The sequence below is a fragment of the Corynebacterium sp. S5S1 genome (assembly GCF_001913985.1).
In the GTDB taxonomy this organism is placed as follows: domain Bacteria; phylum Actinomycetota; class Actinomycetes; order Mycobacteriales; family Mycobacteriaceae; genus Corynebacterium; species Corynebacterium marquesiae.
Map to the genome: position 1 here is coordinate 76691 of NZ_MKXT01000004.1, position 15292 is coordinate 91982.

The window sequence follows — 15292 nt, forward strand, 5'->3', positions numbered from 1 at the left end:
CTCCTGGACCCTGTGGCGCGCGGTGGCCGCCCAGCGCTTTTAGCATCTAGGGCATGGAACACATTCGGGCCTATATTGCGGCACTCAACTCGGCGATGGATATCCTCGCCGAGGCCGCCGATGCCTCCGCCGCGGACCTTAATGCCGCCGGCATGCCCGATGCCGAAGCAGAATCCATTGCGCAGCTAGCACAGGTCTATTTCGGGCCCACACGCTTTCGCCGCCGCCAACGACGTGCGGTAGATGGGGCCCGCCGCAACCGGCATTCGCTGCCGACGCTGGAGGTCATCGAAAAGCATGCCCGGCGCGCGCCCACCCAAGCCCGCGCCTGGGCCCTGCGCGCCGAACTCACCCACATTGCCTGCGATACGCGGGAGATGGAAAGGCGTGCCCGCAAGAAGCTGCGTGAGATGCGCGCGCCGCGCGAACCCAAGCCGGGGGTGCGGTTGCGGCGCCGCGCTGCCGGAAAGCCGTGGACGCTGTCTGTCACCGGGCCTTCCGCGCTGATTGCAGAACTCCACCAGTGTGCCGGCTCGCTTGCCGACGTCGCCTCTTTATTCCGCACCGGCGCCTCTACCTCTACCGTGCGCACTAATGTTGTGGTGCCACTAGATAAGTTGGTCGGCGTGGCCCATGGCAGCGACGATGTGGTGCTGACCATGACCAATGGCGCGCAGATAACCGGTGCCGAATTGGCCCAGCGCGCGCTCGCCGAGGAGGGATTTGTCACCCTGCTCCACCCCGTAGAGGGCCCAGTGAACCTGTACCGCATGCGCCGTGGGGCCACCTGGAAGCAGTTCATGATGGCTGCGGCGGAAAATCCCACTTGTCCGGTCAAGGGATGCAGTAAGCCCGCCGATGAGTGCCAGGTCCACCACATCTTCAGCTGGGCCGGCGGAGGATGGACCAATGCGAAAAACCTCACCACCGCCTGTGCCTATCACAATGGCCGCAATGATGACCATCGCTCCGGCACGCCGCGCAATGGCCGCTTCGAGCGCACCTCCCGCGGGGTGCGCTGGGTCAACCCCTGGGATCCGCCCCCACCCGACCTCGTCGATACCGGGCCCACCACGTGATTTTCGCGGCGTCACTGAGGCGTCGCGCGTTGTGGCGATCCTAAGCTAGGACCATGGCCTCAAAACAGCCCTTTTCGCAGTGGATGCCCAATTACAAGTTTGCCTATATCGCCGCGTGGGTCGCGGTGGTGGTATCCGGCATCGCGCTTTTTATCGGTCTTTTCACCGGCGGCACGTCGATGACGCTGGTGTTTTCCGGGATCGTGTGTGTCTATGGCATCTTTCTCGTCGTGGTAATGCCGCGCTGGGCGCTGCGGGCAGAAGAGGAACAGGCGGCGCGTCGCCGCGCCCGCGCTGCTCGCGAAGAACTTAAGCGCTCCTAGCCATGCGCACCAAGTCGGCGACGTAAATCGCAACGGCCACGCCGATAATCCCGAAGCCGATCCAGCGGTGCGTCGAAAAATGCTCGTGGGTGACGAAAAGCGCCCACAGCATCTGCATGATGGGGGTGAGGTATTGGAGCATCCCGATCGTCGATAAGCGCAGCGTCCGTGCGCCCTCCGCAAAGCAGAGAAGCGGCAGCGCGGTAATCAAGCCGGCGCTGACCAAAAGCAGCGCGTGGCCGACGCCCTCGCTGGCGAAAGTGCCCTGGCCGCTTGTTTCTAGCCACAGGATGTAGCCCACCGCCAGCGGCGACATCACGAGGGCTTCTGCTGCGACCGAGACGGCCGAGGACACCCGAACCTGCTTTTTGAGCAGCCCATAAAAGCCGAAGCTGAACGCCAATAGCAGCGAAATATACGGCGCCTGGCCGGTAAAGAACGTCAAATACAGCACCGCGATGGCCGCAACGCCCACCGCGCCGGCCTGCCACGGCCGCAGTCGTTCCTTCAAAAACACCATGCCAAGGGCGACCGACACCAGGGGATTGATGAAATACCCCAGCGCCGCATCGGCCACGTGGTTGCTATTAATCGCCACCACGTAGGTACCCCAATTGACCGTGATGAATACACCCGCGGCCGCAAGCCAACCCCACGTGCGCTTGTCCATGCGCGCCATTTCGCGCCACCGGCCGCTGAGGAATAAAAATCCCGTAACCAACACCGCGGTCCACAACACGCGATGAGCCAAGATTTCCAGCGGCGATGCCGGCAGCAACAGAGGGAAGAACGCGGGGAAAAATCCCCACATGATGTAGGCGGCGAGCGTGTAGAGCATCACAAAATAATAGCCCATTTTGACCGCCCCGCTATGATGAGCCGCATGGCCAAAAACTCCTCCTTCGTCCACCTGCACAACCACACCGAGTTTTCCATGCTGGACGGCATGGCCAAGGTCGATATGCTGGCAGACGAGGTGGTCCGCCAAGAAATGCCGGCCGTCGGCATGACCGACCACGGCAATATGTATGGCTCTGATGCCTTCTACCGCCGCATGACCGGCGCCGGCGTCAAACCCATCATCGGCATCGAGGCGTATATGGCGCCCGAATCCCGCTTCAACAAAAAGCGCGTGCTGTGGGGCACGCCGGACCAAAAGCGCGACGACGTCTCCGCCTCTGGTGCCTACCTCCACCAAACGATGATCGCGGAGAACGCCACCGGCCTGCGCAACCTTTTTACCTTGTCTTCGCTGGCTTCCTATGAAGGTCAGTTGGGCAAATGGCCGCGCATGGACGCCGAGCTCATCGCCGAGCACGCAGACGGCATCATTGCCACCACCGGTTGCCCCTCTGGCGACGTCCAGACCCGCCTGCGCCTCGGCCAGTTCAACGAGGCGCTGGAGGCCGCGGCCATGTGGCAGGACATCTACGGCAAGGACAACTTCTTTTTGGAGTTGATGGACCATGGGCTGGACATCGAAAAGCGCACGCGCGATGGCCTGCTAGAAATCGGCCGCAAGCTAGACCTGCCCCCGCTGGTGACCAATGACTGCCACTACGTGCTGGAGTCCCAGGCGCCGGCGCACGAGGCGATGCTGTGCGTGCAGACCGGCAAGACTTTCATGGACCCGGACCGCTTCAAGTTCGGCGGCACCGGCTACTACATTAAGTCGGCCGCGCAGATGCGCGAGACCTGGGACGATATGATTCCAGATGGCTGTGATAACACCCTGTGGATTGCTGAGCGCGTGCAAGACTACGGCGAGATTTGGGAAGAACACACCCACGATCGCATGCCTATTGCCGACGTCCCCGAGGGCCACACCCCAACTTCCTGGCTCACCCATGAGGTGATGGAGGGCCTGCAAAAGCGCTTCCCCGGCCAGGATGTTCCGGAGGAGTATATCGAGCGCGCCAAGTATGAGATCTCCGTTATTGAGATGAAGGGCTACCCGTCCTACTTTCTCATCGTGGCCGAGCTCATTAAGCACGCACGCTCCGTGGGCATTCGTGTGGGGCCGGGCCGTGGTTCGGCGGCCGGCGCGCTTGTCGCCTACGCGCTGACCATTACCAATATCGACCCGCTGGAGCACGATCTCCTTTTCGAGCGATTCTTGAACCCTGAGCGCCCGTCCGCACCCGATATCGATATCGACTTCGATGACCGCCGCCGTGGCGAAATGATTACCTATGCGGCCGAGCGCTGGGGCGAAGACAAGGTGGCGCAGGTGATTACCTTCGGCACGGTGAAGACCAAGCAGGCCATTAAGGACTCGGCCAAGGTGCACTTTGGCCAGCCTGGCTTCCAGATGGCCGACCGCATCAACGGCGCGCTGCCGCCGGCGATCATGGCCAAGGACATTCCGCTCAAGGGCATCACGGACCCGGACCACGAGCGCTACTCCGAGGCCGCCGAGGTCCGCCAGATGGTGGAATCCGACCCGGATGTGAAGAAGATTTATGACACGGCGCGGGGTTTGGAGGGCGTCGTCAGGCAGGCGGGCGTACACGCCTGTGCGGTGATTATGGCTTCGGTCCGGCTCATGGACCACATTCCTATGTGGAAGCGCCCGGCCGACGGCGCTTATATCACCGGCTGGGACTACCCGGCGTGCGAGGCCATTGGCCTGCTGAAAATGGACTTTCTGGGCCTGCGCAACCTCACCGTTATCGGCGATGCGATTGAAAACATCAAGCGCAACCGCGGCGAAGAAGTCCACCTAGAGCAGCTGCATGCCGACGACCCCAAGGTCTCCAAGGTCTATGACCTACTCTCGCGCGGCGATACGCTGGGCGTCTTCCAGCTCGACTCCGGCGGCATGCAAGAGCTGCTCAAGCGCATGAAGCCGACCGGCTTTAAGGATATTGTGGCCTCCCTTGCGCTCTACCGCCCCGGTCCGATGGGTGTCAACGCCCACTGGGACTACGCGGATCGTAAAAATGGCCGTAAGGAAATCACTCCAATTCACCCGGAGTTGGAAGAGCCGCTCAAGGAAATCCTGGATGAGACCTACGGTCTCATCGTCTACCAGGAGCAGATCATGCGTATCTCGCAGAAGGTCGCCAACTACACGGCCGGCGAGGCAGATGGCTTCCGTAAGGCAATGGGTAAGAAGAAGCCCGAAGTGCTGGCCCAGCAGTACGACAAGTTCTGGGGCGGCATGCAAGAAAATGGCTACTCCAAGTCCGCCATGGATGCGCTCTGGGGCACCATCGAGCCCTTCGCGTCCTACGCGTTTAACAAGTCCCACGCCGCGGGCTACGGCTTGGTGTCCTTCTGGACGGCCTACCTCAAGGCCTACTACGCACCGGAATATATGGCCGCGCTGTTGACCTCGGTGGGCGATAAGAAGGATAAGTCCGCCATTTACCTTTCGGACTGCCGCCACTTGGGCATTAAGGTGCTGCCGCCGTCCGTCAACGAGTCCGAAGAGGATTTCCAAGCGGTGGGAGAGGATATCCGCTTCGGCATGGGCGCTATCCGCAATGTCGGCTCGGAAGTGGTGGAATCCATCATCAAATCCCGCCACGACAAGGGCGCGTTTACCTCGTTTAGTGATTACCTGGACAAGATCGAGCTCGCCGCCTGCACCAAGCGCGTGACAGAGGCGCTCATTAAGGCCGGCGCCTTCGATGACTTGAACCACCCGCGCAAGGGCCTCATGCTCATCCACGAGGACGCGGTGGATGCGGTGCAAACCACCAAGAAGGCCGCGGATAAGGGCCAGTTCGATCTCTTCGCTGGAATCGGCGGGGGAGAGGACGACGCGGCTTCCAACGCCTTTGCCTTGGATATCCCGGAAGACAACTGGGATCGCAAACACGAACTTGCCCTCGAGCGCGAGATGCTGGGCCTATATGTTTCCGGCCACCCTCTCGATGGCTTCGAGGAGGCGCTGGCCGCGCAGACGGATACGCCGCTGACCAAGATCCTCAACGACGAGGTGCATAACGGCCAAGAGCTCATCATCGGCGGCATCATTTCGGGCGTGGACCGTCGCTTTTCCAAGCGCGATGGCTCGCCGTGGGCCATTGTCACGGTGGAAGACCACAATGGCGCGCAGGTGGAAATCCTGGTATTCAACAAGGTGTACTCGCTCGTCGCCCCGCAGATTGTCGAGGACAATATCATCCTCGCGCGAGTGAACGTCAAGGTGCGCGATGAGCGCCGCTCGCTGTTCTGCTCCGATATCCGCGTGCCGGAGCTGGGCCCTGGCGGTGGCGCCGGCCTGCCTCTGCGGCTGACCATGCGCACGGATCAGTGCACCATGGAAAATATTGCCCGCCTCAAGCAGGTCCTGCTCAAAAACCAGGGCGAGTCGGATGTCTACCTCGAGCTTGTCGATGGCTCCGAGTCCACCACCATGATCCTCGGCGACCACCTGCGTGTGGAGCGATCCGGCAACCTCATGGGCGACCTCAAGGCCACCATGGGCGCGGGCATATTAGGCTGAATTTAAACTCGGCGGCGGCAGGCGCCCTCCACTAATCTAGACAGCACAGTCTATATTGATGGAGAAAACCTGATGGTTAACAAGATTCGCACCACCCACGTCGGCTCACTGCCGCGCACCCCGGAGCTGCTGGAAGCCAACCTGCAGCGCGGGGAGCTGCCGGTCGCGGAGTTTCAGGGGATTTTGGAGTCTGCGGTGGCGGACGTCGTCAAGCGGCAGCTCGATCTCGGACTCGATATCATTAACGAGGGAGAGTACGGCCATATCACCTCTGGCGCGGTGGATTATGGCGCGTGGTGGAATTATTCGTTTAGCCGCCTGGGCGGGCTGACGATGACGGATACCGACCGCTGGGAATCGGCCGAGGTGGTGCGCTCCAAGCCGGGTGAGCCGCGGCTGACGTCGTTTATTGATCGCCGCGACCGCGCGTTGTTCTCGGAGGCCTATAATGATCCGGATTCTGGCATCTTCACCGGCCGCGCCAAGGTGGCGAACCCAGAGTTCACCGGACCGGTAACCTACATCGGCCAGGATGAAGTCGCCGCCGATGTGCGCTTGCTTGCCGACGCCCTCCCAGCCGGCACCCCCGGGTTCATCGCCGCCCTTTCGCCCGGCTCGGCCGCACGCCTGACCAACCGCTACTATGACGATGAGCATGAGCTGCTTGCCGACGTCGGCCGCGCCATGCGCACCGAATACCAGGCCATCACCGATGCTGGGCTTACTGTGCAATTCGACGCGCCCGACCTGGCCGAGGCTTGGGACCAAATCAACCCGGAGCCGTCGGTGGAGGACTTCCGCGGTTTTATCCGCGAGCGCATCGACGTCCTCAATGATTCCATCGCCGGCCTGCCCAAGGAACAAACGCGCCTGCATATCTGCTGGGGCTCCTGGCACGGACCGCACGTTACCGACGTGCCCTTTGCGGATATCGTCGAGGAAATCCTGCGTGCCGAGGTCGGAGGATTCTCCTTCGAGGCCGCTTCGCCGCGCCACGCGCATGAGTGGCGCGTCTGGCAGGACCACGCATTGCCGGAGGGCACCGTGATTTACCCGGGCGTGGTCTCTCACTCCACCAATGCGGTAGAGCATCCGCGCCTCGTGGCCGATCGCATTATTCAATTCGCCGAGGTAGTCGGCCCCGAAAACGTCATCGCGTCGACCGACTGCGGCCTCGGCGGCCGCCTGCACCCCCAGATTGCGTGGGCGAAGCTGCGGTCCTTGGTCGAGGGCGCTGATATCGCTACCCGCGAGCTGTTCTAAAAACGCGCAAAGCCGCTCCGGAACTCCGGAGCGGCTCAATTATTCAGTGCTTAGAAGCGCACGCCCAGCTGCTTGAGGGCGTTTTTCATCGGCTCCAGCACAGCCGGGTTCACCGTGGCAACCATGTTGAAAGCTTGCAGCAGCGCAGCGACGAGGCTGGCGGCTACGGTCACCCAGCTCATGACCTCGAGGAACTTTTCTGGGGTGGAAGAGCCCCAGATGGGAAGCTTCTCGAGTGCCTCGATCTGGCGCTGTTCCGCCTCCTTGGCTACGCAGTCCGGCTCCTTGGGCATTCCGGAAGAACCGTAGCCATTGGCAATGCCCTGCATGAGCTCCTGCGGGGTGCGGGCGGAAGAGCCGAGCTCGCCGTTCTTAATCTTCTCGAGGTGCTCTTCCTTGGCGTTGTCGACCTCGGCCTGGCACTCAGCTGAAAGCTGCTTTGGCTGCTCTTCAGCGGCAGAAGCGGTTGCTGGTGCGACAAGGCCCGCTGCCACGGCGGTGGCGGCGACGAGCGAAGTGCTGAGACGGTTGCGCATGGTTCTCCTTTAGAGTGAGAGGTATTAGCCTCAAATAATTTAGCAGGTAAATTCCAGAAGATCTATGGCAAAAGCTTGCGCACCTGCGCCGGCAACAGCGCATAGAACTCGTCGACGGTCTTCGGCAGGAAGCCCAGCGCCCCGCCGATCAGGGCACCAAGACCTACCAAACCGGCCACGATGCCCACGCCGGCAGCGACGCTGCTGCCACTGCTGCCGCTGCTGGAACCAGTGGAACCCGCGGACGTGGAGGGGGAATCGGTGTTATCGGAGGCGTCGGCAAGCAGGTCCTTGACGGAGAACACGGTGGTGGTGCCGGAGACCTCGTTGCCGGCGATGAGGAGTGCGTTATCGGTAGGGGAATCTGCGGCGGGAACGAAGGCTAGGCCCTCTGGTCCGAGGTCGCCGGCCTGGGTGGTGGCGGCAACATCGTCCTCGTCGTAGCCAACGGAGAAATCGCGATTGTTGACGTAGGTGACAAACTTTGCCTCGGCGGGGGTGGTTACGTCGTAGACAAAGATGCCGCCCACGCGCTCTGCGCCGATGAAGGCGTAGGTGCGATCGCCAACCTTGCCGATGGTCAAGGCTTCCGGCTCTGGTCCCTTATTATCGGAGCGGTCATCGAAATCCGGATCCTCGTTATCGGCGTTGAAGTTAAGGCCGGGCATATCCTTGGTGACTTTCTCGAGGTCCGCACCGGAATCGAAGACGACGTTGCCCTCGGCGTCGTAGATGCTAAAGGAGCGCGAGCCATAGGAATACAGGCCGTCGAAGCATTCCTTTTCTTCGTTCCAGCCAGAAGCGTTGGTGAGCTTGAGGTTGCCGGCGACCTTCTTGTCCTCGATGCCCTCGGGAAGCTCGAGGTCATCACAGACCTTGCCGTCCTTTACCAGGTCCTTGAGCTCTACTTCATCGGTATAGCCTCCCCACTCGCGAGCATCGCCCTCGTTGGCGGTGGCGAAATAAGTCTGGCCTCCTGCCTCGAAGGCACCGATGGAGTCCGGCATGGACAGGCCTTTGACCGGAATGGTGCGCAGCTCCGCGGCGTCATCCTTATTGGACGGATCCATCGGCACCTGGGAGTGGTCTGCGATATGAGCGGGGATGATCTTTTCTACGGTGGCAGACTCGATATCGATGACCGCGATCGCGTTGTTTTCCTGCAGCGTAGCATAGGCCTTGCCGCCCGCGGAGGAGATGTATTCCGGCTCGAAGTCCCGCGAGGGCAGGTTATGGTGTGCGGAGGGGCCGAAAACGCGGATTGAAGGGTCAAGGTCGGCGGTGTCAAAGGCGGTGAAGTCGGCCGTGTGGACGTCGCCAAGCGCGGGCGCCGCGACGTCCGCGGGCAGGCTGATGACAGAAATGGAGCCCTCTGGGTCCTTGAGGTAGGCGGTGCCCTCGGCATTGAGGGCGTCGGAAGGCTCGCCCTCGTTGGCTACCAGCGCGTGGCGGCCGTCGGCGGTGAGGTGCACGTTATCGGGCAGGGCGCCTACGCCTACGCGCCCAAGCTCCTCGCCGGTTTCGGCATTGAAGAACAGAGCTTCGCCGTTATCGGTTTTGTCCGCCTGCTGTACCGCGGCGACGGCCAGGCCATCGGGGCGCACGGCCACGGAGTTGATTTCCTTGTCCCCGCCGGCGGAGATGGCGCCGATCTTGCGCGGCTGGGTGGGATCGGAGGCGTCAAGGATATCGACCTCACCGGAGCGCGCATTGACGGTGAGGATTCGCTGGGACGCAGCGTGGTAGGCGACGATTTCGGCGGCGGATTTGCCTAGCACGCCGGATTCATGGGAACCGATGGGGGTCAGTTGCAGCGCGGCGTTGGGGGCGGAGTGTTCCAGCACGTTATCCACAATGTGGGCGTGGGCGGCTGGGGCGCAGGCCAGGACGAGGGAGGAGGTAACGCAGAGAGAGATGCGCTTGAGCATAGATATTCCTTTCTTATGGTTATGTCCACTATTGCTGATGGAGGTAACGGTGCAACTAAAGGACAGTGAATTTCCCGTGAATGGGTAGACTGTCAAGACATGACTGATTCGACCATCCATGCATCCGATATCCAGCAGGCGCAGGCGCGGATTAGCTCGGAAATCGCCCCGACTCCGCTGCAGTACTGCGCCCGGCTGTCGGCCGAGACGGGCTGCGAGGTCTATCTCAAGCGGGAGGATCTGCAGGACGTGCGCTCCTATAAGATTCGCGGCGCGTTAAACGGTATGTCGAATGTTCCCCAGGAAGAGCGCGGCCGGGGCATTGTTACGGCGTCGGCCGGCAATCATGCGCAGGGCGTGGCCTATGCTTGCCGCACGATGGGCATAGCCGGCAAGATTTTTGTGCCGGAGCCCACGCCGATGCAAAAGCGCGACCGCATCCTGGTCCATGGCGGCGACCAGGTGGAGCTGGTGGTGATCGGCGCCAACTTCGATGAAGCAGCCGCGGCCGCGCATGCCGACGCCGCCGAGCGCGACGCCACCTTCATCGAGCCCTTCGACGCCCGCGATACCATCACCGGACAAGGCACGGTCGCGGCGGAGGTTCTGGCGCAGCTTTCGGCCAAGGGCAAGTCTCTCGATACCATCGTCGTTCCTGTGGGAGGCGGTGGCCTGATTTCCGGCATCACCTCTTACGTGGCGGATATGGCACCGCACACCCGGGTGGTGGGCATGGAGCCGGAGGGGGCGGCGTCGCTAAGAGCGGCGTTTGACCACGGCGGCCCGGTCACGCTGGAGGAGGTCGACCCCTTCGTCGATGGCGCGGCCGTAAAGCGCTTGGGCGCGCTGCCCTATGAGATTTTGGACGCCAATCGCGAGCGCCTGAGCTTTGACACCGTGTCCGAGGGCGCGGTGTGTACGGACCTGCTCAACCTGTATCAAAATGAGGGCATCATTGCGGAGCCGGCCGGTGCACTGTCGGTAGCGGGCCTGCACCAGTTGGACCTGGAGCCCGGTTCGACGGTGGTGTGCGTGATTTCTGGCGGCAATAATGACGTGCTGCGTTACGCCGAGATCATGGAGCGCTCTTTGGTCCACCGCGGCCTGAAGCATTATTTCTTGGTGAATTTCCCGCAGGAGCCGGGCCAGCTGCGCCACTTCTTGCAGGAGATTTTGGGCCCGACCGATGACATCACGCTCTTTGAGTACTTAAAGCGCAATAACCGCGAGACGGGCGCTGCGCTGGTGGGCCTGCAGCTTAGCCGCGCCGAGGACCTCGACGGCCTGCTAGAGCGCATGGGAGAATCCAAGATTTCGGTGCAGTACCTCAAGCCCGGCACCCCCGAGTACGAATTCCTCGTGGCCTAATGCAGGATTCTTATCGTCGCCCAGTGGGCCAGGTTGAACACGAAATTGAAATTAAGCGATCCCGGTTCATTACCTTGATCGGCCGCGTGACCAACGAGGAAGAAGCTCGCGCGTTTATCGACGCCGCCCGCAGCCGCTTTCCCGATGCCCGCCACCACTGCTCCGCCTACGTCTTTCACGTCGACGGCGCGAACCCGGTGGAGCGCTCTTCCGATGACGGCGAGCCCTCCGGAACGGCCGGAAAGCCGATGCTGGACGTGGTGAAGGGGTCCGGCATGCTCGATGTATGCGCGGTGGTCGTGCGCTACTTCGGCGGCATCAAGCTGGGGGCCGGCGGACTGGTGCATGCCTATGGCGGCGCGGTGAGCGAGGCCATGGAGAAGGTGCGCGCGGTAACCAGGGCGCGTCGGGAGCTTTATGCGGTGAAGTGCCCGCATGCGACGGCCGGGCGCGTGGAAGCGGACCTGCGCGGGCGCGGCTACGAGATAACCGATACCGCGTATGCGGCGGCGGTGACCTTTACGCTGGCCGTGCGCCCAGGCGGGCTGGATGAGCTGGAAGCTACGCTGGCAGCGATCTCGCAGGGCCAGCTCGAAGCGGCAGAGGCCGGCAGCGCGTGGGTTGAGGTAGGATCCTGACCATGAGTATGCAGCAACGACCGAATAACCCCATTGCGCAGCGCAAGCAGCAGGTGCGCAAGCACTCCCGCAACGCCGTCGTATGCGTGGCCGGCGGCATCGGTGTGGGCGTAGTGCTCGGCGTGCTTTCGGCTAACTTCTGGGCTTGGATGCTACTTGGTGCCATCGTTGCCGTCGCAGGTGGCGGCTATAACTGGCTGAAGATCCAGAAAATCGTCAACGAGAACCACAACCAGTACTAAATGCCGGCACCGCAACCTAGCGGCTGCCCCGTCAGGATTGATGCCTGGGTGTGGGCCGTTCGTATGTTTAAAACCCGGTCCGCGGCCGCGACCGCCGTGCGCGCCGGACACGTGAAGATCAATGGCGAGGCCGTCAAGCCTTCCCAACAGGTGGTGCCGGGCGACCGCGTGCGCGTATGGCGCAACCACCACGAGCATGATCTCGAGGTTTTAGCGACCGTCGCTAAGCGCGTGGGCGCGCCCGTCGCGCGCACCTGCTATACGGACCATGCGCCACCGCCGCCGCCCAAGGAGTTTATGCCGTCGGTTCCGGTGCGCCCGCGCGGTGCCGGTCGGCCGACGAAGAAGGAACGCCGCGACATGGAGAAATTCCGTGGCGGTTTCCGGTAAGTGGCCGAAAATCCTGAGTAGTTAGTGGGCAGCGCGCAGCGCTTTCAGGCGCGCAGTAAGCCGCCGCTTGCGGCCTGGGCGGTCGCCGGATTCGGCGGTGGCCTCGATGTGTTGTTTGCCAAACTTGTTGAGCAGGAGGTCGTCGATAAGCCGCACTTGGCCGGGGCGGAAACGGTAGCGCATGGCGTCGTGGACGTGGGCAATGGCGGTGTCATCCAGCAGCTGCTCAAGCTGGCCCAAGTGGCGCACGCCGTTTTGCTCCAGCAGCTCCGCCAAGAAGCGGTAGTGCTCCGAACGCGAGAGCGGGAAGCGGTTGCCCAAAATGATGGCGAGTACGCCCGGCAGGGTCTCGGCGGTAAGCTCGACGTCCTTGTCGGTTTCTGTATCGGGGGCCTTGAGGGCGGCGATCTCATCGAATTGCTGGTCGGCGAGCTCGATGAGCCCCGCGGCCAAGGTAAAGAGACGGTCCACCTCCGGCGAGGGAGGGTTCGGTCCTTGCTTATAGCGGATATCGTGCTCAAACTCCGCCCACGCGTGCTGCAGGACGGTGCGAATCTGCACCTCAAAGGTCCAGCCGACATAGTTCGCCAGTTCTTCCATCGCGACGGCGCTATCCTCGGTCACGGTGAGCACCAAGTGGTGGGAACCATAGCCGAAACCTCCCGAAATGCGAGTTTCGGCCGCCTTGTCCACGGAGCGCTCCACGTGGAAAGACTCCCCAAAGACGTTGAGCGCTTGGGGGATGGCGGTGGAGTGATACACCGTCACGCGCACGCCCATCACATCGTGGATCTCTTGCCAGGGCTGGGGATAGACAAAATCGCCGTTCTCGCGGCGCTTTTTTGCTTTCGCCTTCAGCGAGGGCCAGGTTTTGACGCGGGTAGAGACGCGATCGAAGATGATGCCGGCGTCATTGAGGAGGTCCTCGATGGCGGTCCGGAAGTCTACCGCGGCGGTGGGGTGGCTGCGCGTCCAGTCGTGGTACTGGTTGCTCAGCCGTGACATCCTACTTTCCGGCATAGTGCTCCTTTCATAACTCCCGCGGGAATCCGTTAGACCATACTAGCGGGCGTGGGTGGAGCACGGTGCGATGGCGGGGCACGCGCGCGACGGCATCGGCGGCCAGCTGGCGGGCATAGGTGTCCGGCAGGTGGGCAAAGGCAAAGAGCGTAGCGGAGTCCGGCACTAGGTAGGTCAGCGAGTGGGAACGCAGCAGGCGACGCATGTGCTTGTCCAGCACGGTAAAGGTCTCTGGGTGGGCAATCCAAGAGGAAATGGGCGCGCCGTGCGAGCGGACCTGCAAGCCACCGAAACGGGCGGCGGAAGGAAGCTCGCAGGCCGCAGGGCGGGTCCAAAAGCGCAGCCCTTGCGAATCGAGGGCGGCGCGCTGCAGGTTATGGGAAGCATGGTTCCATGCTCGGCGCGCGGAGATATCCATGTCCGCGAGGCCCCGGTGGCTGAGCCGGCGAAAGGTCTGCTTGCCGGGAAAGACCAGCGCCATGGACAGGCTGGGGGAGAGCTGGATGGTGGCGAGGGAGTCGCAGAAGCCGTCGTCAGAAAGCCGCTGTTCTTTCAGCCAGGAACGGGCAAAGAGCGCAGGCAGCAGGTTTGCGGTGGTGGGACGAGGCGGGCGCAGGGCGACGGTCACGGCGAGTTCTCCAGAGTGGCGGTAGGGTGCGGTCGCCTTTATTGGACTGGAGAAACCGCCGTTTGGTTCCCCGGTTGGGCCTAGAAGGGCGGCTCGGCGTCGAGTTGCAGCTCGGCAAAGAGCTTATCGGCCGGCCAGATGTCGATTTCTTGGCCCTTGGCCTGCAGCTCCTCCGCGCGCTTTTCCTTGGAGGTTTTCTTGGCCCATTCGCCCACGATGAGCAGGGTGGACTTTTTGGTGACGTTCTTTGCCACTTGGCCGCCGCGCTCGGCGATGCCCTGCCACAGCACGCCCTTGTCATAGGGTTCGAAATCGCCGGTGAGGGTGACGTGCTGTCCGTAGAGTGCGCCTTCCGGGTCGGCGTCGGGGTTCGGCTCTGGGATTGTGTCCGGGGTGGCTACGGACTGCCACGGGGCGGGACCGCGAGACTTGTTCTGTGCGGAGCCGGCCGCACGGGTTTGGTCGCGGAAGTCGGTCCCAGCGCCGAGATCCGCGCCGGAGGTGGGGGCGGTGTGGGCACGCAGGACGGGCAGAATGGCCTCGGAATCGAGGCGGCCCAAGGTGAATTCGCGTGCGGTGAATAGGTCGCGGATGCTGCCGGTGTGTCCGAAGCGCTCGGCCAAGCGGGCGATGATTTCGCCGGCCGCACGGGCATCCTCGGTGGCGTCGTGGTGGCTGAAGTCCGGCGCGGACAGGTGGGCGGCGACGGTGGGCAGCTTGTGGTTGCGCACCGAAATAACCTTGGCCTTGGAAGCATCGCGGGACAGCGCGAGGGAGCAGGCCAGCGGCACGGTGGGCACCTCGGCGCCGGCGGAAAGCAGGCCGGAGCGCAGGGCGGTGGAATCGAACTGGGCGTTGTGCGCGACAAGCACGTCGCCGCCGAGGAAATCGAAGAGCTCCTTGGCGGCATCGGCAAATGCCGGCGCTCCTTGCACATCGTCCGCGGTAATGCCGTGGATGGAGACGTTAATATCCGCGAAGTGCTCGAGGCCTGGTGGAGGGGTGCACAGCCAGGACCGGGAGGCGGTCTCTTGGCCGTCGCGGAAGCGCACCGCGCCGATTTGGCAGATAGAGCCCCAGTTATCGTTGGCCGTTTCCACGTCCACGGCGGTGAAATCGAGGCCGGGGATGGTGGCGGCGGAGGAGGGTGCTTCGCCGCGCTGTGCGGCGGAAATGGCGCGGGCGACGGCTTGCGGGTCTTGGTGTGGGGCGAAGGCTATCGTGCCGGCGTTGCCCAAGTCGAGGGTGCCGAAGCCGGTGGGGGTCGGTTCACTCACACGCACGGTGTCGATGGACTCGAGCGGGATATCCTGCGTGGCGGGGGCGCCGAGGCTGGTGGCCAGCAGGGTGCGGTGAAGCACGAGTTTATCCGCTGTGACATCGATGAGTGCGCCGTGCGCGGGAAATGACACGAGGGGCCT

Annotated in this window: 14 protein-coding genes; 8 read left to right on the forward strand and 6 right to left on the reverse strand. The window is 62.8% G+C overall.

Annotation, left to right across the window (positions count from 1 at the left end; translation table 11 throughout):
- The first annotated feature begins 53 nt into the window (after positions 1-53).
- Together BKN05_RS02380 and BKN05_RS02385 are read left to right on the forward strand one after the other, a co-directional pair.
- Positions 54-1079, forward strand: coding sequence for an HNH endonuclease signature motif containing protein (locus BKN05_RS02380; RefSeq protein WP_049377617.1), 1026 nt, complete (start codon positions 54-56; stop codon positions 1077-1079).
- A 53-nt stretch (positions 1080-1132) separates the two neighbouring features.
- Positions 1133-1402, forward strand: a complete 270-nt coding sequence (locus BKN05_RS02385) for a hypothetical protein (protein ID WP_049377616.1) — start codon at positions 1133-1135, stop codon at positions 1400-1402.
- On the opposite strand, the gene rarD is transcribed toward BKN05_RS02385, so the two are convergent.
- Positions 1389-2240: an EamA family transporter RarD gene (gene rarD / locus BKN05_RS02390; RefSeq protein ID WP_198493278.1), complete on the reverse strand. Its 852-nt coding sequence runs from the start codon at positions 2238-2240 to the stop codon at positions 1389-1391. The two genes, BKN05_RS02385 and rarD, sit on opposite strands and share 14 nt — an antisense overlap.
- 45 nt (positions 2241-2285) lie before the next feature.
- On the opposite strand from rarD, the gene dnaE reads away from it, so the two are divergent.
- Positions 2286-5858 carry a DNA polymerase III subunit alpha gene (gene dnaE / locus BKN05_RS02395; protein ID WP_198491678.1) on the forward strand — a complete coding sequence of 1191 codons (3573 nt, stop codon included), beginning with the start codon at positions 2286-2288 and terminating at the stop codon, positions 5856-5858.
- A gap of 72 nt (positions 5859-5930) precedes the next feature.
- Complete coding sequence (locus tag BKN05_RS02400) at positions 5931-7121, forward strand: cobalamin-independent methionine synthase II family protein (protein ID WP_286687868.1); 1191 nt, start codon at positions 5931-5933, stop codon at positions 7119-7121.
- A gap of 50 nt (positions 7122-7171) precedes the next feature.
- On the opposite strand, the gene BKN05_RS02405 is transcribed toward BKN05_RS02400, so the two are convergent.
- Positions 7172-7657, reverse strand: a complete 486-nt coding sequence (locus tag BKN05_RS02405) for a hypothetical protein (RefSeq protein WP_049377611.1) — start codon at positions 7655-7657, stop codon at positions 7172-7174.
- 62 nt (positions 7658-7719) lie between these two features.
- Entirely contained in the window at positions 7720-9585 is a 1866-nt protein-coding gene (locus BKN05_RS02410) for a choice-of-anchor I family protein (RefSeq protein ID WP_286687869.1), read from the reverse strand.
- Between the two features lie 99 nt (positions 9586-9684).
- Here BKN05_RS02410 and ilvA point away from each other — a divergent pair, with 99 nt between their 5' ends.
- From ilvA to BKN05_RS02430, 4 genes are read left to right on the forward strand one after another with little or no spacing between them, the layout of a single operon-like run.
- Positions 9685-10953, forward strand: a complete 1269-nt coding sequence (ilvA, locus tag BKN05_RS02415; protein WP_286687870.1) for a threonine ammonia-lyase IlvA — start codon at positions 9685-9687, stop codon at positions 10951-10953.
- Positions 10953-11591, forward strand: a complete 639-nt coding sequence (locus BKN05_RS02420; protein ID WP_269953135.1) for a YigZ family protein — start codon at positions 10953-10955, stop codon at positions 11589-11591. The genes ilvA and BKN05_RS02420 overlap by 1 nt, the downstream gene beginning before the upstream one ends.
- 2 nt (positions 11592-11593) lie before the next feature.
- A complete protein-coding gene (locus tag BKN05_RS02425; RefSeq protein ID WP_225746746.1) occupies positions 11594-11833 on the forward strand; it encodes a hypothetical protein in 240 nt (79 codons plus the stop codon).
- Positions 11834-12223: an RNA-binding S4 domain-containing protein gene (locus BKN05_RS02430; protein ID WP_286687871.1), complete on the forward strand. Its 390-nt coding sequence runs from the start codon at positions 11834-11836 to the stop codon at positions 12221-12223. It abuts the gene before it with no gap.
- Positions 12224-12244: 21 nt separating this feature from the next.
- Here BKN05_RS02430 and BKN05_RS02435 read toward each other — a convergent pair whose 3' ends face one another.
- From BKN05_RS02435 to BKN05_RS02445, 3 genes are all read right to left on the reverse strand, one after another.
- Positions 12245-13243, reverse strand: a complete 999-nt coding sequence (locus BKN05_RS02435) for a GTP pyrophosphokinase (protein ID WP_269953133.1) — start codon at positions 13241-13243, stop codon at positions 12245-12247.
- A 10-nt stretch (positions 13244-13253) separates the two neighbouring features.
- Positions 13254-13871, reverse strand: a complete 618-nt coding sequence (locus tag BKN05_RS02440) for a hypothetical protein (protein WP_005328828.1) — start codon at positions 13869-13871, stop codon at positions 13254-13256.
- Between the two features lie 80 nt (positions 13872-13951).
- Positions 13952-15283 carry an exonuclease domain-containing protein gene (locus BKN05_RS02445; RefSeq protein ID WP_286687872.1) on the reverse strand — a complete coding sequence of 444 codons (1332 nt, stop codon included), beginning with the start codon at positions 15281-15283 and terminating at the stop codon, positions 13952-13954.
- Positions 15284-15292: the final 9 nt, after the last annotated feature.